Source organism: Paenibacillus sp. FSL R10-2771, assembly GCF_038000205.1.
Taxonomy (GTDB): Bacteria; Bacillota; Bacilli; order Paenibacillales; family Paenibacillaceae; genus Paenibacillus_AQ; species Paenibacillus_AQ phytohabitans.
On sequence record NZ_JBBOBM010000001.1, the window covers coordinates 1,695,150 to 1,714,833 of the forward strand.

The following is a 19,684-nucleotide window of genomic DNA, read 5'->3' on the forward strand; positions in this document are numbered from 1 at the left end:
CAAAATGTTATATAAAGACTCTGCGAAGCCCGTCAAGGAGCGGACTGAACATCTGCTGGGGCTGATGACGCCGGAAGAGAAGGTTGGCCAGCTCGTTCAGCTATTCGGGTGGCAGACCTATGATCATACAGAAGGAACGATAGAACTGACAGAAGACTTCAAACGCCAGATCCGCGAAGGCGGCATCGGCGCATTATATGGCACACTGCGGGCAGATCCCTGGACAGGGGTCACCCTGGAGAGCGGACTTGGGGCGCGGGCCGGAGCCGAAGCGGTGAATACCATCCAGCGTTATGTGCTGGAGCATTCCAGGCTGGGCATCCCGCTGCTGATCGGTGAAGAATGCTCGCATGGGCATATGGCGATCGGGGCGACGGTATTTCCGGTTCCCCTGCTGATTGGCAGCACTTGGAATGTCGATCTGTACCGGGAGATGTGCCGGGCAGTAGCTTTGGAGACCCGGGCTCAAGGCGGTGCAGTTACGTATTCGCCTGTGCTTGATGTGGTGCGTGATCCGCGCTGGGGCCGGACCGAGGAATGCTACGGGGAAGACCCGTATCTCATAGGCGAATTCGCCGTAGCTTCTGTGGAAGGACTACAGGGCGACCGGCTTGACAGCGGGTCCAGTGTCGGGGCGACACTGAAGCATTTTGTCGCTTACGGCAGCTCGGAAGGCGGCAGGAATGCAGGTCCGGCGCATATCGGCAAGCGGGAGCTGCTGGAGGTCGATATGTACCCGTTCCGCAAAGCGGTGGAAGCCGGTGCGGTATCCATCATGCCAGCCTATAACGAGATTGACGGAGTGCCTTGCACAACCAATCAGGAGCTGCTGGAGGATATCCTGCGCGGCGAATGGGGCTTCAAGGGCATGGTCATTACCGATTGCGGCGCTATCGACATGCTGGCCTCGGGCCATGATACAGCGGACGGCGGGGAAGACGCGGCTGTGCAGGCGCTCCAGGCCGGGATAGATATGGAGATGTCCGGCGTCATGTTCGGAGGCTATCTGCTGGAGGCGCTCCGTTCCGGGCGGCTGGATGAGAAGCTGGTGGATCAAGCGGCTGCACGTGTGCTGGAGCTGAAGTTCCGGCTGGGCCTGTTCGAACAGCCGTTTGCCGATCCGGACCGGGCAGAGCAGGTGATCGGCAGCCCGGAACATGCGGAGCTGGCACGGAGCATTGCGGCAGAAGGAATTGTCCTGCTGAAGAATAATGGCATCCTCCCCTTGTCTGCGGGCACAGGAAAAGTGGCTGTCATCGGACCCAATGCGGATACCGGCTATAATCAGCTCGGGGATTACACCTCCCCGCAACCGCGTGACCGGGTGGCGACGGTGCTGGCCGGAATACGGGCCAAGCTCTCCGCTGAGCCGGAGCGGGTACGTTATGCGCCCGGCTGCCGGATCAAAGACGGTTCCACCGAGGGATTCGAATCCGCGCTTCAGGCAGCGGCTTGGGCGGATACGATTGTACTCGCACTGGGCGGGTCGAGCGCCAGAGACTTTGGCGAGGGCAGCATTGATCTGCGGACCGGAGCCTCGAAGGTGACAGAGAATGAGCTTAGCGATATGGATTGCGGTGAGGGCATCGACCGGATGTCGCTTCATTTGTCCGGCGTTCAGCTGGAGCTGCTGAAGGAGCTGAAGACGCTCGGCAAGCCGGTGGTAGTCGTATATATCAACGGCCGTCCTATTGCCGAGCCCTGGATCGATGAGCAGGCGGATGCCATTCTGGAAGCCTGGTATCCCGGGCAGGAGGGCGGCCATGCCATTGCGGACATCCTGTTCGGCGATGTGAATCCGTCCGGCAGGCTGACCCTCTCGCTCCCGCTGGATGTAGGACAACTGCCCGTCTATTATCTGGGCAAACGTTCACGGGGTGTACGTTATCTTGAAGGGGATTCGCAGCCGCGTTATCCCTTCGGCTTCGGGCTCAGCTATACCGAATTCAGCTATAGCGGGCTGCAGGTAGAGCCTGCTGAAATCCAGGCGGACGGAAGTGCTGAAGTTACGGTGGAAGTGGAGAATACAGGCTTACGCGGAGGCGCGGAGGTCGTTCAGTTATATATTTCCGACCGGGTCAGTAAGGTGACCAGACCGGCCAAGGAATTGAAGGGCTTCCGGAAGATTTACCTGGAACCGGGAGAGAAGCAGACGGTCACTTTCAGGCTCAGTGCAGAACACTTGAGCTATATCGGGGCGGAGTACAAGCGGGTCGTTGAACCGGGGAGCTTCCGGATCGGAGTAGGAAGGAACGTCAACGATACGCTCGATATAGAGCTTGCCGTCATGGAGGATTAGGGATGGAACGATTAAATACGGAACGAATAGACAGGTTTATCCGTGAATGTTCACAAGCGCAATGGCTGGAATATCGGGCGATTGAAGACTGGAAGGTCTTCTCCACAACCTACCGGCAGCCGGGGCAGTATGACGAATTACAGCCGTATTCGGGCAGCGAAGCCTTCGGATTGTTCCCGAGCGTACAGGGAACGACTTATATGTTCCGCACGGCGCTTGATATTCCGGCGGACTGGACGGGTGCGGACACAGGGATCATCTTCCACTCCGGCGGAGAAGGGCTGCTGCGTGTAGGCGGAGCTTCCCGGCAGGGGCTGGACCGCAATCATACCTTCGTTTCACTTGACCCTGTTGCCGACGGAAGAAACCCGGAGCTTGAGATCGAACTCTACGATCCGGTTCCCGAGCCGGATGATCCGCTGAACAAGCAGGCGGTGATTCAGCCGCCGGTCCGGTCTATAACCGCTGCGCTCGTCAGGGTTAACCTGCCGGTGCAGTCGCTGATGTATACCGTTACTGTGATCCGTGATTCGGCGCTGCTGCTGCCAGAACAGGATTTCCGGCGTGTCCGTATCCTGGAGGCGCTGTATCAGGCGATGGATGCGTATGTGTCTATGGGACCTGAGAATGGACGGGACGGCGGCAGGATCAGAGACATTGAGCAGGCGCTGACCGGGAAAGTCCGGGAAATCGGCGGCAACAGCGAAGGCTTCATCCATATGGTCGGGCAGTCGCATATCGATATTGCCTGGTTATGGCCCACGAGGGAAACTGTTCGCAAGACCAGCCGGACCTTCTCGACGGTTCATGCGCTGATGGAGGAATACCCGGAGTACCGCTACGCCCAGAGCCAGCCGCAGCTGTTCGCTTATCTGAAGGATAATGATCCTGAATTGTACACGAAGGTGAAGGCGCGGATTCTTGAAGGGCGCTGGGAGCTTGTTGGCGGTATGTGGGTGGAGCCGGATCTGAATATTCCAAGCGGGGAATCCCTGATGCGGCAGATGCTGTATGGGCAGCGGTTCTATCAGGAGGAATTCGGACGGCAATCCGAGATTGAATGGCTGCCGGACACCTTCGGGTATTGCGCTTCCCTGCCGCAGATTCTGAAGCATGGCAAGGTCCGCTATTTCATGACGACCAAACTCGGCTGGAATGATACGAATCTGTTCCCTTATGATTTGTTCCACTGGGTAGGCATCGACGGAACGGCACTTCTGTCTTATATGAACCACGGAGTGAATGAGAGTACGCTGCCGAAGGATATTCATGAGCACTGGCAGTCTTACCGTGAAAAAGCCGTGCACAGCGAACAAATGCTGCTGTACGGACACGGGGACGGGGGCGGCGGAGTGACCCGGGAGATGCTTGAATATCTCTCGCGCTCCGAGCTCATGGTGGGCCAGCCAGCCTCCGGCTACAGTACGGCGGCAGATTTCTTCGCAGGCATCGAGCAGGCGAAGCCTGAGCTGCCGGTCTGGCAGGGCGACCTCTATCTGGAGCTGCACCGGGGAACCTATACCACACATGCCCGGAACAAGCGCAATAACCGCAAGGCCGAGATTCTGTACAGGGAAGCGGAACTATGGCAGACGCTGGCCGGACACCAGCTGCAGCCGCAGCAGCGGGAAGAGATCGGGGAGGACCTGAATGAAGGCTGGAAGCTGATTCTGCTTAACCAGTTCCATGATATTATTCCCGGCTCGTCGATTCCCGAGGTCTATCAGACTTCGGACAAGGAGTATCAGAGCATCTTCGCTCTTGGAGATAGCAGCCTAAAGTCGGTTATGGAGGCCGCCGTATCGGATATCGATACCCGTGGAGAGGGCCAGCCTTATGTCGTCCTGAACGGTCTGGGCTGGGCCCGGGATATGGTGGTTGAGCTCCCGGCTGCCGGAGACGGAGCGGATAACACTGCTGCCGCCGTATATGACCGGAAAGGAATGCGGCTGGCCGCGGAGCCGGTTACAGCAGACGGGCCAGCTGCTCTCCGCGTGCGGGTGCCGGAGGTTCCGGCATTCGGGTATGTTACCGTGTGGCTGAGAGATGAGGAACAGCCAGCGTTGCGCGAAGATGGCGGAGTTGACGGTAGCGGCGAGGTTGGCAGAGATAGCGGAGATATGCCGACACCGATTGAAGCATCTAATGAAGCTTCGGTTGCAGCTTCGTTCGGCCAGGACTGGGAGACGGAATATTACCGGCTCCGGTTCAATGAACAGGGCGAGATCATCAGCCTGTACGATAAGGAAGCCGGGCGTGAGATTGTCAAGGCCGGAGAGCGGCTGAACCGGTTGCATTTCTTCCATGACCGCCCTATCCTATGGGATGCCTGGGATATAGACAGCCGGTATGAGGAGCAGCCTGCCGGAGAAGCTGTTCTGCTGGAGCAGAAGCTGCTGTCCTCAGGCCCTGTCTGCGATGTGCTGTACTTCCGCTGGAGCATCGGCCAATCCGAAATAGAGCAGGAGCTGATCCTGTATCACAGTGACCGGCGGATTGACTTCAAGACGAAGGTCCAATGGAATGAAGCCCATAAGCTGCTGAAGGTCGGCTTCCCGGTAGATGTAGTAACCAGCAAGGCGACCTATGAGATCCCGTTCGGCGCGCTGGAACGGTCAACGCACCGCAACACCAGCTGGGAGCAGGCGCAATATGAAGTCTGCGGGCACCGCTATGCCGATGTGTCTGAGCATGACTATGGTGTCAGCCTGCTGAATGACTGCAAATACGGCTATGACACGCAGGGCAGCACGATCCGTCTGTCGCTGCTGCGCGCGCCGCGCTGGCCGGATCATTCCGCGGATCTGGGCACACATGCATTCACGTATTCACTGTATCCGCATACCGGAGACTGGCGCGGGGCGCATACCCTCCGTAAAGCCGCTGAGCTGAATCACACTTCCTATGCGGTTGCCTGTAATTCAAGTGCAGGACAGCTGCCGCCTTCAGGCTCATTCCTCCCCTATGACGGGAAGCAGGTTATCCTGGATACAGTCAAATTGGCGGAAGACGGAAGCGGCAGTATTCTGCGGCTGTATGAATCCGCTGGCGGACGCGAGACCGTCAAGCTCGGCTGGCCGCTGCCGCATTCAGCGGTATACCTGTCCAATGCACTGGAAGAAGAGGCAGAGCTGCTGGCGGAAGAGGCGGGAGAGCTGACGCTAGACTTCCACCCGTTCGAGATCAAGACCCTGAAAATTATTCATTCTAAATAGATTGAACTTGAAAAATACAGACAGGGAAAAGTGGCGGAGGAGAATTTTGGCACTGTAGGAGCGTCAGCGTCCGCCTTTGTCACCGGATTTCCACCGCGATTAGCGGTTAAAAATCAAGAAATCTGGGGACAACAGCGGCCGGAGGGCCAAACATTCTCTGGAGTCACGGCAATCCCAGAACAGAAAACTTACAAGTACAATCTATATAGCTTCAGTTCAGGTACCCTATAGATTAAGCCGAAGGAGACTATCACCTTGGAACAATTCAGACTTCCCCAGATTCAAATGCCGGAGCTGCCGCTCCCGTCATCCATTCAGGCCGTATTGGCCGAGGCCGAAGAGAAGCTGGCCCACCGGCCCAAGCTGCAGCGCCTGTTCCGGAACTGTTTCCCGAACACGCTGGAGACTACTACCAAGCTGCTTGACGATGGAACCACGTTTGTCATTACGGGCGATATCCCGGCCTGCTGGCTGCGCGATTCGGTCGAGCAGGTGATTCATTATGTGCCTTTTGCCGCCAAAGATCCTGATCTGCAGCGAATGATCGGCGGGCTGATCAAGCGCCATACGCAGTACGTGCTGATTGATCCTTACGCCAACGCGTTCAACGAAACGGCTAACGACTGGCACTGGAATGCCGGGGATGTGACGGAGATGTCGCCCTGGGTGTGGGAGCGCAAGTTCGAGATTGACTCGCTGTGCTTCGTGATCCGGCTGGCCCATGCCTATTGGGAGGAGACGAAGCGAACGGATATCTTCACGGCTGATTTCAAAAAAATGCTGCGCACCATTACCGATCTCTTCAAGCGGGAGCAGCATCACGCTGAACAATCCCCGTACCGCTTCACCCGGAACAACGGGATTATGGAGGATTCGATCCGGGGCGGCGGTCTCGGCATGCCGGTCAACTACACAGGGATGATCTGGTCCGGCTTCCGCTCCAGCGACGATGCCTGCGATTTCCATTACAACATTCCGGGGAATATGTTCGCTGTGGTGGCTCTGCGCCAGATGCAGGATTTCGCCGAGTGGGTGTTCCGCGATCTGGATTTCCTGGCCGAGCTGAAGGCGCTGGAGCAAGAGGTGGATCACGGCATCAAGCTGTACGGTATCTATCGCCACCCTGAATTCGGGCCGATCTATGCGTACGAAACAGACGGCTACGGCAATTACTGCCTGATGGATGACGCCGGAACACCGGGCCTGATGTCCATTCCGTACCTCGGGTATTTGAAGAATGACGATCCCATCTATCAGAATACTAGACGTTTTGCGCTGAGCAGCGAGAATCCGTTCTATTACGAAGGCCAAGCCGCCAAGGGCATCGGCAGTCCGCATACCCCTCCGGGTTATATCTGGCATATGGCGCTGTCCATGCAGGGAATCACGGCAAATAGTAAAGAAGAGAAGCTGGCGGTGATTGCCATGCTCGAAGCAACGGACGCGGATACCGGCTATATGCATGAAGGCTTCCTGGCCGACGATCCGTCGGTGTTCACCCGCAAGTGGTTCGCCTGGTCGAATAGCCTGTTCTCCCAGCTGGTCTGGCGGGCGCTGCAGGAAGGGATTCTCTAGGTCCGGCCTGCATGGATACAGAATACAGGAAGCTAATTATGATTGTGTAAAGCACTTTTTCATATACAAAGGAGACCTGAGCATGAATACAATTATTGGAGAAACATTGTCAAATATCCCTTGGCAGGAGAAACCGGCGGACAGCAACGCGCCTGTATGGAGATATTCCGCCAACCCGATCATTAAGCGGGATGCGATCCCGAACTCGAACAGTGTGTTTAATTCGGCGGTCATTCCCTTTGAGGGCGGCTTCGCCGGCGTGTTCCGCTGTGATTCCAAATCGGTCAGCATGGACATCTTTGCCGGGTTCAGCGAGGACGGGGTGAACTGGAAGATCAACCATGAGCCTATAGAATTCGAGGGCGATGAAGAGATTATCAAACGGGAATACCGCTACGATCCCCGGGTATGCAAGATCGATGACCGTTACTATATTTCCTGGTGCAACGGCTATCACGGGCCGACGATTGGACTGGCGTATACGTTTGATTTCAAGACGTTCCATCAGCTGGAGAATGCCTTCCTGCCGTATAACCGGAACGGGGTGCTGCTTCCGCGCAAGATCGGCGGCAATTATGCTATGCTCAGCCGTCCAAGCGATACCGGGCATACTCCGTTTGGCGATATCTTTTACAGCGAGAGTCCTGACCTTACCTTCTGGGGCAAGCACCGCTATGTGATGGGCACGGTGAACGGCGATGCCTCCGCCTGGCAGTCCAAGAAGATTGGCCCGGGTCCGATTCCGATTGAGACCGATAAGGGCTGGCTGCTGATCTACCACGGCGTAATCAACACCTGCAACGGGTTTGTCTACCGCATGGGCTGCGCGCTGCTCGATCTGGATCAGCCATGGAAGGTGAAAGCCCGCTCACGCAACTATATTCTCGGCCCTGAAACCTTGTACGAATGTGTGGGCGATGTGCCGAATGTGACCTTCCCCTGCGCGGCTTTGACGGATGCGGCTACAGGACGGATTGCCATCTACTACGGTTGTGCAGATACGGTTACGGGTCTGGCCTTCACCACCGTGGACGAATTGCTTAACTATATGGAGGAATATCCTCTGGAGACTGAGGTGTAACAGCCATGGACAAACAACAAACGGCGCATATCATCTCCCATACGCACTGGGACCGGGAATGGTATCTTCCTTATGAACGCCATCATCTCCGGCTGATCCGGCTGGTCGACAGCCTGCTGGACACGCTGGAGCAGAATCCGGGATTCCGGAGCTTCTTCTTCGACGGACAGACGATCATTATCGAAGATTATTTGCAGGTCCGCCCGGAGAACCGGGAACGGCTGGAACGCCATATCCGTGAAGGACGGATCTATATCGGGCCTTGGTATATCCTGCAGGATGCCTTCCTGACCAGTCCGGAAGCCAATGTGCGCAATCTGCAGATCGGGCATCAGGACGCGGGAGTCTACGGGGAGGTATCGAAGATCGGTTATTTCCCCGACACCTTCGGCCTGACCGGACAAATTCCGCAGCTCATGGTACAGGCCGGAATCACCAATGCCTTCTTCGGGCGCGGGGTGAAGCCGACAGGCTTCAACAATACGGTCTCTAGCGACGGCTATGAATCCTCGTTCTCGGAGCTGGTCTGGGAAGGGCCGGACGGGTCCAAGGTGCTGGGCATCCTGTTCGCCAACTGGTATTCGAACGGCAATGAGATCCCGGCAGAAGCAGATGAGGCGAAGACCTTCTGGGAGCGCAAGCTGGCAGATGCGAGGCAGTATGCGGCCACGGATCAGCTGCTGTTCATGAACGGCTGCGATCATCAGCCGCTGCAGACCGATCTGCCGGAGGCCATCCGCACCGCGGAGCAGCTGTACCCGGAGATATCCTTCGTTCATTCAAACTTTGCCGATTATATTAAGGCTGTGCAGCACTCTCTTGCCGGCCGCAGCCTCTCCACGGTTAAGGGCGAGCTGCGAAGCCAGCGTACTGACGGCTGGGGGACACTGGTTAATACAGCGTCCGCCCGGGTGTACCTGAAGCAGCTGAACCAGCGGGGCCAGGCGCTGCTGGAGAAGGTAGCCGAGCCGCTGGCCGTTATCGCCAGGCTGCACGGCGGGGAGTATCCGCAGCATTTGTTGACCTACGCGTGGAAAACGCTGCTGCAGAACCATCCGCATGATTCCATCTGCGGCTGCAGTGTGGATGAAGTGCACCGGGAGATGGTAACCCGGTTCGACAAGAGCCGTCACACCGCCGAAGGCATCGTGGCGGACAGCATGCAGGCGATCACCGGAGCGGTGGACACATTGGGCTTCGCCGCGTATGGTGAAGCTGCTATTCCGCTCGTTGTGATGAATACAAGCGGCTGGAGCCGCACTGGTACAGTCAGCGTGGAGCTGGACGCAGCCCGGCTGTATCTGCGCGAAGGCCACACACTTGAAGAGACCGCCCGCCGGATGAAGGCGGTTGACCTGGGCGGACGGGTCCTGGTGGATGAACTAGGCAACGAAGTGCCTTGTACGATTCAGGACCTGGGGCTGTCATTCGGCTATGATCTGCCGGATGACCGGTTCCGGCAGCCGTACAGCTGCCGCAAGGTGCAGCTGATCTTCGAAGCGGCGGATGTGCCAGCGCTGGGGCTGCGCACTTATGCCTGGGTCCGCCCGCTGGCTGGGGCCGCTGCCGGTCAATCCGGCCAAGGCATAGCAGGGTCCGCCGCAGCGGGTGGTGCCGCAACGAACGGGACGGAGCCTCGGGCAGGTGCCGGGGCCTCAGCGTCGCTTGTCCACGGCGGACGGATACTGGAGAACGAATCGCTGCGGGTTGAGATTATGGCCGACGGTTCCTTCACGCTGGAGCATAAGCCAAGCGGCAAAGTATACCGTGATCTCGGTGTCTATGAGAATACCGGGGACATCGGCAACGAATATATGTACAGACAGCCTGCGGGGGAAGTTCCGCTGACTACCCGGGGGCTGACGGCTGATATCCGCATCATAGAAGATGCGCCATACCGGGCATCTATAGAGATCGTCCATGAATGGGAGATTCCGGCTTCCGCCGATGCCGTGCTGGAAGAAGAACAGCGTGCGCTGGTCTATTATCCGGAGCGGCAGGCGCAGCGCTCAGCGGACAAGGTTCTGCTTAAGCTACGGACAGTGTTAAGGCTGGAACGCAGCGGCAAAGGCCTGGAAGTCAAAAGTTATATCCATAATACGGCGAAGGATCACCGTCTGCGGATGCTGTTCCCTGCAGATCTGGCCGCAGCTTCCCACCGTGTAGACTCGATGTTCGAGCTGGCGGAGCGGCCGAATGAACCGGCGCCGGAGTGGCTGAACCCGAGCAATGCGCAGCATCAGCAGAGTTTTGTGGATGTGGCGGAGGAGCATGCGGGGCTTACGGTCGCTAATCTCGGACTCCATGAATATGAAATACTGCGTGACGGCCGCAACACCATCGCCATTACCCTGCTCCGCTGCGTCGGGGAGATGGGCGACTGGGGCTGGTTCCCTACGCCGGAAGCCCAGTGCCAGGGGGAACATACGGCGGAGCTGCTGCTTATTCCGCACAGCGGGGACGCGGTAGCTTTTGGTGCCGCGGCTGCGGCCTACCAGTTCCAGATTCCCTGGACCTGCGCCCAGGCGGAGGTTCATACAGGAACCATTCCAGCCGTGTACTCGGCTGTCCGCTGGAGCGGCACGGCTGCCGCCTTCTCTTCGCTCAAGATGAACGAAGAGAGCGGGGATCTGCTGCTCCGCTGGTTCAACATGACGGGCCAGCCTTGTGAAATGAAGCTGGAAACAGACCTGCCGGCAACGGGCTTCTACACATCGAATGTGCTGGAAGCTAAGGTTGCGGATATTGCGGCTGAGACTGGTCGACTGGAGCAAGGCGGAGCAAATACGCTTCGGCTTCAGCTGGGCGGACATGAAATACTAACCGTTGGCATCCGGCTTGACTGACCAAGGATGAGGTAGAAGTAGAAGTAGAAGTAGAAGTAGAAGTAGAAGCAGGAGGTGACCCTCAGATGGATAGGCTAAGCAGTGATCAGAGTCCGTTCCCGGGTGTGCAGCAGTATATGAAGGCCTCTCAGGGGCAATGGAGACTGTCAGCACAATCCCGGGTTAGGATTGTAGACAATATCAGATCAGAGGGAAACAGGGTTCTGAATGACACGATTTTCATTGTTCTATCGGAATATGCAGACAGTCTGGCTCCATCCGGCCATCTCCTGTCTGTACTTTATGGAGAGTGTGAGACACCGTCTTCTGGAGATATTGTCATTGAATTGAACGACAGCGGAGCGGGCGGTGGTATGGACAGCCGGGAAGGTTATGTCATTGAAATCGGCGAGTTTGTTCACATCACGGCCCCAAGCGAAACTGCTGTGATGTATGGATTGCGGACAGTGATACAGCTGCTGTTGGCTGACGGCTTCATGCCGTACGGTAGAATCACCGATTACCCTGTGATGCCGGAGCGGGCGCTGCATATTGACATCGGGCGGAAGTTCTATACCGCCGAATGGATCATGGAGAGGATCAGGGAGATGTCCCGGCTTAGACTGAATACGCTGCAGCTGCATTTCTCCGAGAATGAAGGCTTCAGGCTGATGAGCGAGAGCCATCCTGAGGTAATGTCGGACGAATATTTAACCAAGCAGGAAATGAAGGCGATTATTCATACGGCCGCAAGATATCATATTGCTGTTATTCCTTCATTGGATTCGCCGGGCCATCTGGGACAAGCCCTGCGGACACATCCGGACTGGCTGCTTAAGAATTCAGCGGGAGCCGTTGCCCCGGGCGCGCTGGATATTACGAATGCCGCTGCGCGGCAATTCGTGCTGGAGCTGATCGACGAATACGCGGAGTTATTTGCCGGAAGCACGCATTTTCATATCGGCGGCGATGAGTTTATCAACTTCGGGCAGTTCGGGGAATATCCCCAGCTTGAGCAGTATGCCCGGGATGTTCTGAACATCGGCGGCGGGACGGGTGTGGACACTTATATTGACTACCTTAACGGTGTGGCTGAACATCTGGAGTCCAAGGGGTGGATCGTCCGCGCCTGGAACGATGGACTGTACCGTGGGGATCAGATCCAGAGAATAACGCCTAAATCCTCCATCCAAATTACGTATTGGACGAAATGGCATGAAATGATGGCCCCGGTTGAAGAGATCATTGCGCAGGGACATCAGGTGATTAATTTCAACGATGCCTACTTTTATTACGTACTGGGTGAGCATGCAGGCTATACGTATCCAACAGGAGAGAAAATCTGCAATTCATGGCATCCGGGGTTGTTCCCGCAGCGGTCCGGCGGAGCGAAGCAGGAATATCCCGCGGGTTCTTATCCGCGTGAGTTAATCGGCTGTTCCTTCTCCATCTGGAGCGACAAGCCGGAAGCGCAGACCGAAGCAGAAGTGGCAGTCGGAATCCGCGGGCCGCTTAGCGCTATGGCGGAGAGAGCGTGGCTGGGGAAGCAGAAGCTGGCCGGTTACGCGGAGGGTAGCGAACGAAGTCAATAGTTGAAAAAAAGTGCTGTCCCAAAGCCGAAAGGCTAGTAGGGGCAGCTTTTTTCATTGTTGAGAACTACACTGTTGGGGGAATGATACTGGTTGAGAAACCGCACTATGAAATTCCGTCGAGGACTCAAACCCTCGAGTGAAGCGGACTGAGAATCCGTTATATCTCTCAAAAGCCTTAAAATCTGGGTGAACCGGAGAATCGCTTATCTTGTTTATTCGGGCCTGAAATGGAGGGAATTCGTCCATATAAGCGATTCTGAGTCCGTTTAGCTACTGAATCCGCCTGATTTGCTCCAATAGCGGATTCTCAGTCCTCCTAGCTGGCTGTCGAGTCGGAGTCATAATGAGTACGCCAAGTATCAGTTGGGAAAATGAATACCGGTGGGCTCACCTTGTTCACCAAACAGGTCATTATTCCTCCGCATAATTCAAGCCTAATTGATAGGCCTGGTTAAGCAGCAGCTCATAATGCCGGGGATTAGAATCTAAGGTTGTCTCGTATAGAAACTCAACCCTGGAATTGGAGATACCGCAATAATCAGCGATTCCTACATTGAGCAGGTGGGTAATTGTTTCATCATAGTTGCGCTTGCGCATCTGTTCCCGCGAAACGCCGGCCAGACCCATCCACAACACCTGCTGATGATGAAGTTGGTTCTTGCCATATGCAAATCCGTTGTTCCACACCCGGTCGATATAACCTTTCAGCATGGCCGGCAAATGCCACCACCAGACGGGGAAAATAAAGGCCAGGGCATCATGCTCCTTCAACCGCTTCATTTCCCGTTCCACCTCAGGTGAGAAGGATTGCTCCTCAAGGGACATGTCAGGCTCATCTACTCCTTGCAAAAGAGGATCAAAGCCAATCCCGTGCAAATCTAATATCTCATAGCCATGTCCGGCCTCCGTAAGACCTTGTGCAAAACGGCGGGCAACCGCAAAGGTCAGGGAATCTTGTCTCGGATGCGAAACAACGATTAATACGTTCATCTGTATCTTCACTACCTTTCTGAACCGCCAATTTGTAGCCATGATCAGTGGCTGATGCTATTATAAACAGTAATAAAATTGTCTGGAAGTACGCACTTTCATGTTCTATAGGATGAGAAAGGTACCATAGGTACATTGAAGTGCCCTACACCCGATAGTATATTTCCGGTATATACACAGCCTTTTGACGGAGGAATAAGCAATGACAGAACAGAGTGATAATAGCACTCCAAAGAAATATAAAGTCGGCGTAGAAGCGGCATTAGAAGTCATGGGCGGGAAATGGAAGCCTCAAATCATCTATCATTTGATGACAGGCTGCAAACGAACATCCGAGCTGCGGCGGCTAATCCCCGGCATTACACAAAAAATGCTGACCACCCAGCTAAGAGGCCTGGAAAAGGATGAGATTATTGCCCGGAAAATATTTAAAGAAATCCCGCCTAGAGTGGAGTATGAATTAACGGCCTACGGCTGGGGATTAAAGCCCGCGCTGGACCTTTTATGTTACTGGGGAGAGGATCACCTGGACAAGGTTTATGGTGATAAATCCAAGGTCTTGGAAGAGTTTTAAGCTGTGTGAGGGGAGGACCGTCAGACCTGATAAGGGGATGGCGGTTTTTCTATTAGATCGTGACCGGTATGGCAGCCTATGCAAAGTTACCTTAAGGAATTCATTGCCTATCTCCCTGGAATTTCAGGGTGTATGATTCTATTATCAGATGCGCAGCTGGTATATTCTAGTGTATGGGAAAAGGTGAGATGAACATGGGGAAAGATAATTTTCTTAAATCGCTCCTGTCTGACAAGGTGAATATGACACCGAAGGGGTTTGTTGCCGAGCAGCTGAGTGCGGCGGAGTTCGCGGAATGCCATGAGTTATTTTTTGACCAGTTGCTGGAGATTTCTTCATCTGATATATCGGGCATAGCAGGCTACGGCTGGCTGGATGAGGAGGGCGAGACGGAATTTTCCACCTGCCGGGAGTTCCTGACCGAGACATTCTCGGAGAAGAGAGAGGGGTACTGGTTCAATTGGCGTGAGATGTTCGAGACTACCGTGCTGGACCGTGACTTTTTCGAGAAGTACTATAAGGAAATGGAGGACCGAATCCATTATTGCGAAGGCCAGCGCTACCTGGTTTATAATAATGCGTACTTCAAAAATATGATCACAGACGGCCGGGCAGTGCTTGGTTTCCCGGATTGGAGCAAGTGCGGGATTTTCGATTGTCTGGTAGATATCGCTAATATGGATCTGAATGAGCCTTACTTCAAGATCCCGGAGCTGTTCACTGAATACTGCAAGAGAAGGAATATCATCATCCCTGATTTCAAGGAACGGTTCTTATGCATGGCGTATTACAGAGGAATCGATACCTTGCGCTGGCATGCCTCTATCGATGATGAGTGCTCCTGCAAGTCCATAGTCAAATCCATAAGTGAGCTGAAGGAACGCATCTATGCCCTTTAGCCCTGCAGAAGGTGAATGAAGGTATGAAATATGAGCATGCCGGCGATGTGATCCCGGAGGAGCTATTAAAAGAAGTCCAGAAATATGCGGCAGGAAGGCTGCTGTATTTCCCGGCAGGGGATGAGAAGAAGACCTGGGGCGAGTCGACCGGATACAGAGAGCGGCTGCAAAAGCGTAATCTGATGATTCGCAACAAGTATGCGCATGGAGTGACGATTGCGGAAATTGCCGACGAGTATTATTTATCCCTGGATACGGTCAAGAAGATCATCTACTCGAAGAAAAACGACCGGCACTTAACGTATGCTCCGACTGTGGAGTCGGCTGTACGGTACATGGATGCCGGAATGATCGAAGAATGGATTCAGTGTTATTTGCTGCTCACCCGCAAGGCCTTAACCGGGCAGGAAGAATCCGGAAAGCAAGAGAAGCAAGAGAAGCTGTACTTCGGAGTCGTTAAATTTCCGCTGCGGCTTATAGGGCGTGATGAGCTTACGGGCAGCAATAATGACCCGGCTCATGTACAAGATGAGGATGCAGCAGCACTCCCTCCGCTGGTGATCGAGTATACAGAAGGCAAATTTCATTGCCCTATCCAACAGGAAATACTGGCTGCACTTAAGCAGCGTAAGGTTAATGCTTATCCGGCGGTCATCGGGATGAATGGCAGTGACGATTATCGGCGGTTCATGAAATACTACGGAACTGTGCTCCATTACGTTAATGATGTTGAAGGTTGAGGTTGAATTCACAAAAGATATGTGAGGACGGATGCCGCAATGACTGCATACGAGAAAGCAAGATTAGAAATTGGCGGGGTAGAAGATATATTGAAGCAGCATTTTGGTTCAAGTCCGGCCGGGGTAATGCCCGTAGAAGGGGGGAACCTGAGCAGCGTATTCTCCTTTGAATATGAAGGCCGGGGATGCATCATTAAGTTGAGTGACATGGACGGAGCCTACGATACAGAAGGTTATGTTGCGAATCTGCTGACCAGCCAGGGCATCCCGTTTGCCAAATGTCTTGGGCAGGGTAAATCGGGGACATTGAGCTATTCCATCTCTGAACGGATTCGTGGCGGCAATCTGACCGATTGTTCTGATCATGAGAAGCAGAGCCAGCTCCCTGAGCTTATCGAAATACTGACCCGGATGAATTACGCCGAGCTGGGCGATACAAGCGGCTACGGATGGATACAGCCCAGCGGAGCCGGCGCTTACCCGTCATGGCGGGAATATATCACTTCATTCTTCGCCGAGGATCAGAGTGGAACCTTCTGGGAAGGCTGGCACGGCTTATTTCAGTCGACCTGTCTGGAAAAGGATGTATTCGAAGAATGTTACCACCGCCTGCTGGCGTATGCCAAATACAACGAGCCGCACCGCTATTTTATCCACGGGGATTTTCAGCCCTGGAACATCCTGTCGGATGGCCGGCAGATCACCGGAATCATCGACGGCAATTTTGCCTATGGGGATTTTCTGATCGATCTCGCTACGCTGAATGGGACCTTGGGAGAGCTTGATGTGGTTCAGGCTTATCAGGATTACCAGAACAGGGAGGGGATCATCATCCCGGACTTTCATGAACGGCTGACCGGTGCGCGGTATTTCAAAGGGCTGGATGCGCTCCGCTTTTATGCCAAAATGGGCTGGGATGATGCTTATCGTCAGCTGCGTGATGAGCTGCTTCAGCTGCCGGAGTGAGCGGGTGAGTGAATAATAACGGACATAAGCCTATCCAACGGATAGACTTATTGTCCTGAAAGCAGGCGGCCTATTGAAATTTAAAATTCTATTAATCAGCATCCTTACACTGGGGATATTAGTTGTTGCGTGGAATTACAGGTGGGAATACCGTGAATCAGACGAAGTATTCAGCTATAAATATGACAGATGGGCCAAACAATTATGGGCTGAATTCACTCCCGAAATAGGAACCAACGATATTATTGATATACCGCTGGTCTACGGTGATAAGCTTACTACAAAGGGATTGGAACCCTATTTAATGAAAATGGGGGTGTCGGGTGAAATTGTTAAGCTATGGGTACACCGGACCCGTTTATCGGATGCTTATACTGGCGTGCTGATAGCAAATATAGCTATTATTATACTTAGTTGTCTGAATATAATTATTAGAAAAAAGCGATAAGATATTACCCTGTCAAGGGATGTCTTACCGCTTATTTCTGTTACGGCTACCCTGAATCCGTTCTCCCCGAATTTTTTGGCTAACGACAGACCTAATCCGGGCCCTGCACCGACGATAACAATAGTTCTATGGTTTAAACTCTCCCTCGTTGTGATATATTAAATTAACGCGTGTTGCTTTAATCAGAATATACCGCTGATCAGGCAGCGCAACAATCAACAAAACAGGTGCAGATGTTGCTATAGCAACAAGACGTACCTATTGTCGGGCGGGAGGATGCTATGGCGAATAAAGTAATGAATGTACGGGTGACGCATACGAAGGAGTCTTTGGCGGGTGCTTTTATCGAGCTGGTGTCCGTGAAGGATTTCGAGAAAATCACGATTGCCGATATCACCCAACGGGCTAAAGTGAACCGGGCTACCTTTTATGCACATTTTAATGACAAATACGAATTACTGGACTATATGATGGGGGACTCCGCATCGGCAGCTATCAGACAATACACTGCAGGGCAAGTGAAGGTTGATCCGGACAGCATCGGGCAGCTTGTTCTGGCCGTGTGCGATTTCTATGACCAGCCGGAGATGAACTGCCGCAGCAGCTATGTAGCATTCGTCGTACCGCAGCTCAGAGATAAGATGCTAACTGCGCTCAAGGCTTATTTGCTGGACGGTCTGGATAGGCTCTATACGGAAGATGAGCGGAAAATAATGGCTTCTTTTGCTGCCCAGGCTATCCATGAAGGAGCTGTTCAATGGGTGGCCGGGGAGATCCGCATGGACAAAGAGGAAGTCGCCCGTAAGGTGGCAGTATTAGTCACGGGAGGGTTTGAGGCTTACGCACGAGAGGGGGACAGGGCATGGAATTCGCAAGTATAACGACACTTATTATTTCAAGCATCACATTCATAAATATTCTGCTGGCGCTGGGGTTCCTGTTCATTGAGCGGAGAGAGGCGGGTTACACCTGGGCCTGGCTGATGGTTCTGTTCTTCATTCCTATCCTGGGGTTCGTTTTGTATATCTTTTTCGGGCGGAATCTGAAGAAGAAGAATTTCTATCATTTGTTCATTGAAGAGCAGGAATTTGTCCAGGCTGAGACAGACCGGCAGCTGGCTTCGCTGCATGACGAAGTCCAGGAGATATCTCCCTGGCTGCAGAAATACACAGAGCTCATCACGATGAATATCAGATCGTCGCATGGTCTTTTATCCAGTGATAATGACATCGTTATCTACAGTGACGGACACCAGAAATTCGACGCATTATTCGAGGATATCCGGTCTGCCCGGACAGAGATCAATATTCAGTATTACATCATTCAGCCGGACACGCTGGGGAAGAAGCTGAGGGATGCATTAACCCGCAAAGCAGAGGAAGGCGTGAAGGTGCGGCTGCTCTACGATGAAGTCGGCTCCAAACGGATTGCCCCCGGGTTCTTCAAAGAATTACGTGCAGCAGGAGGAGAGGTGGAGGTGTTCTTCCCGTCTCTGCTCAGACCGCTGAACTTCCGGATCAACAACCGGAATCACCGCAAGCTGTGCATAATTGATGGCATGACCGCCTATATCGGCGGGTTCAATGTCGGAGATGAATACCTCGGGCTGGATAAGAAATTCGGCTATTGGCGCGACACCCACCTCAGGATCACAGGGAATGCTGTCAATCATATTCAAGGCAGATTTATTCTGGACTGGCATCAGGCCGGGAAGCATAAGCGCGGGGATTACGAGGAATTCTCCTTTTTCACAGGGGGACATACGGGGACAAGCCCGGTTCAGATCATCACCAGCGGTCCCAATTCGGAGACTGAGCATCTGAAGAATATGTACATCAAGCTCATTTTATCGGCCAGAAAAAGTGTATATATCCAGACGCCCTACTTCATTCCGGACACCAGCTTCATGGATGCCTGCAAAATCGCCCTGCTCTCAGGGGTAGATCTGCGCATCATGATCCCGAACAAACCTGACCACCCGTTCGTGTATTGGGCTACCTGGGCGTATGCCGGAGATTTACTCAATTATGGAGCCAAAATCCTGCTCTATGAGAACGGCTTCCTGCACGCCAAGACCATTGTGGCAGACGGGGAGGTCGCCTCCGTAGGGACGATGAATATCGACTCCCGCAGCTTCCGGTTGAACTTCGAAGTCAATGCCATTGTGTATGACAGGCAGGTCGCCGCACAGCTTGAGGACCTGTTTCTGCAGGACAGCCTGTTAAGCTCTGGGCTTACGCCCGAGCGGTACAAGGAGCGTTCGCTTATGATTAAGCTGAAGGAGGGAATCTCGCGGTTGCTGTCGCCTATTCTATAGAAGACGGTGTAAGGATACTATTGAATACCACATTGATAAATCGCTAACTGAGGGTTTGCAGTGACCCGATTACGGTATACGCAGTATGCTTAATTGCACTTTGTACAACTAAAAGTTATGTTTTTCAACCGATTCTCCGTTTAGTTGTATTTCGTACAATTAA

At 53.9% G+C, this 19,684-nt stretch carries 14 protein-coding genes; 13 read left to right on the forward strand and 1 reads right to left on the reverse strand.

What is annotated here, in order from left to right; translation table 11 throughout:
- Window positions 1–4 precede the first annotated feature (4 nt).
- The 6 genes from NSU14_RS07080 to NSU14_RS07105 all read left to right on the forward strand — a co-directional run bounded on the left by NSU14_RS07080 (window position 5) and on the right by NSU14_RS07105 (window position 12,587).
- Window positions 5–2,299 carry a glycoside hydrolase family 3 N-terminal domain-containing protein gene (locus NSU14_RS07080; protein WP_076244691.1) on the forward strand — a complete coding sequence of 765 codons (2,295 nt, stop codon included), beginning with the start codon at window positions 5–7 and terminating at the stop codon, window positions 2,297–2,299.
- A gap of 2 nt (window positions 2,300–2,301) precedes the next feature.
- Entirely contained in the window at window positions 2,302–5,514 is a 3,213-nt protein-coding gene (locus tag NSU14_RS07085) for an alpha-mannosidase (protein WP_340943773.1), read from the forward strand.
- A 255-nt stretch (window positions 5,515–5,769) separates the two neighbouring features.
- Window positions 5,770–7,089, forward strand: a complete 1,320-nt coding sequence (locus NSU14_RS07090; RefSeq protein WP_042138934.1) for a glycoside hydrolase family 125 protein — start codon at window positions 5,770–5,772, stop codon at window positions 7,087–7,089.
- An 82-nt stretch (window positions 7,090–7,171) separates the two neighbouring features.
- Window positions 7,172–8,170 carry a glycoside hydrolase family 130 protein gene (locus NSU14_RS07095; protein WP_042138933.1) on the forward strand — a complete coding sequence of 333 codons (999 nt, stop codon included), beginning with the start codon at window positions 7,172–7,174 and terminating at the stop codon, window positions 8,168–8,170.
- A gap of 5 nt (window positions 8,171–8,175) precedes the next feature.
- A complete protein-coding gene (locus NSU14_RS07100) occupies window positions 8,176–11,016 on the forward strand; it encodes an alpha-mannosidase (protein WP_336099993.1) in 2,841 nt (946 codons plus the stop codon).
- 65 nt (window positions 11,017–11,081) lie between these two features.
- Complete coding sequence (locus tag NSU14_RS07105) at window positions 11,082–12,587, forward strand: beta-N-acetylhexosaminidase (RefSeq protein WP_340943780.1); 1,506 nt, start codon at window positions 11,082–11,084, stop codon at window positions 12,585–12,587.
- A 411-nt stretch (window positions 12,588–12,998) separates the two neighbouring features.
- On the opposite strand, the gene NSU14_RS07110 is transcribed toward NSU14_RS07105, so the two are convergent.
- Entirely contained in the window at window positions 12,999–13,577 is a 579-nt protein-coding gene (locus NSU14_RS07110) for an NAD(P)H oxidoreductase (RefSeq protein WP_340943781.1), read from the reverse strand.
- 202 nt (window positions 13,578–13,779) lie between these two features.
- On the opposite strand from NSU14_RS07110, the gene NSU14_RS07115 reads away from it, so the two are divergent.
- From NSU14_RS07115 to cls, 7 genes are all read left to right on the forward strand, one after another.
- A complete protein-coding gene (locus NSU14_RS07115; RefSeq protein ID WP_340943784.1) occupies window positions 13,780–14,151 on the forward strand; it encodes a winged helix-turn-helix transcriptional regulator in 372 nt (123 codons plus the stop codon).
- A gap of 194 nt (window positions 14,152–14,345) precedes the next feature.
- Window positions 14,346–15,050: a hypothetical protein gene (locus tag NSU14_RS07120; protein WP_336099998.1), complete on the forward strand. Its 705-nt coding sequence runs from the start codon at window positions 14,346–14,348 to the stop codon at window positions 15,048–15,050.
- A gap of 23 nt (window positions 15,051–15,073) precedes the next feature.
- Window positions 15,074–15,790, forward strand: coding sequence for a CD3324 family protein (locus NSU14_RS07125; RefSeq protein WP_336099999.1), 717 nt, complete (start codon window positions 15,074–15,076; stop codon window positions 15,788–15,790).
- Window positions 15,791–15,829: 39 nt separating this feature from the next.
- Window positions 15,830–16,756, forward strand: a complete 927-nt coding sequence (locus tag NSU14_RS07130) for a phosphotransferase family protein (RefSeq protein ID WP_336100000.1) — start codon at window positions 15,830–15,832, stop codon at window positions 16,754–16,756.
- A gap of 73 nt (window positions 16,757–16,829) precedes the next feature.
- Complete coding sequence (locus NSU14_RS07135) at window positions 16,830–17,204, forward strand: hypothetical protein (protein WP_042138925.1); 375 nt, start codon at window positions 16,830–16,832, stop codon at window positions 17,202–17,204.
- A gap of 281 nt (window positions 17,205–17,485) precedes the next feature.
- Complete coding sequence (locus NSU14_RS07140; RefSeq protein WP_336100002.1) at window positions 17,486–18,085, forward strand: TetR family transcriptional regulator; 600 nt, start codon at window positions 17,486–17,488, stop codon at window positions 18,083–18,085.
- Window positions 18,067–19,521, forward strand: a complete 1,455-nt coding sequence (gene cls / locus NSU14_RS07145) for a cardiolipin synthase (protein ID WP_340943792.1) — start codon at window positions 18,067–18,069, stop codon at window positions 19,519–19,521. Before NSU14_RS07140 ends, cls begins: the two co-directional genes overlap by 19 nt.
- The last annotated feature ends 163 nt before the right edge of the window (window positions 19,522–19,684 follow it).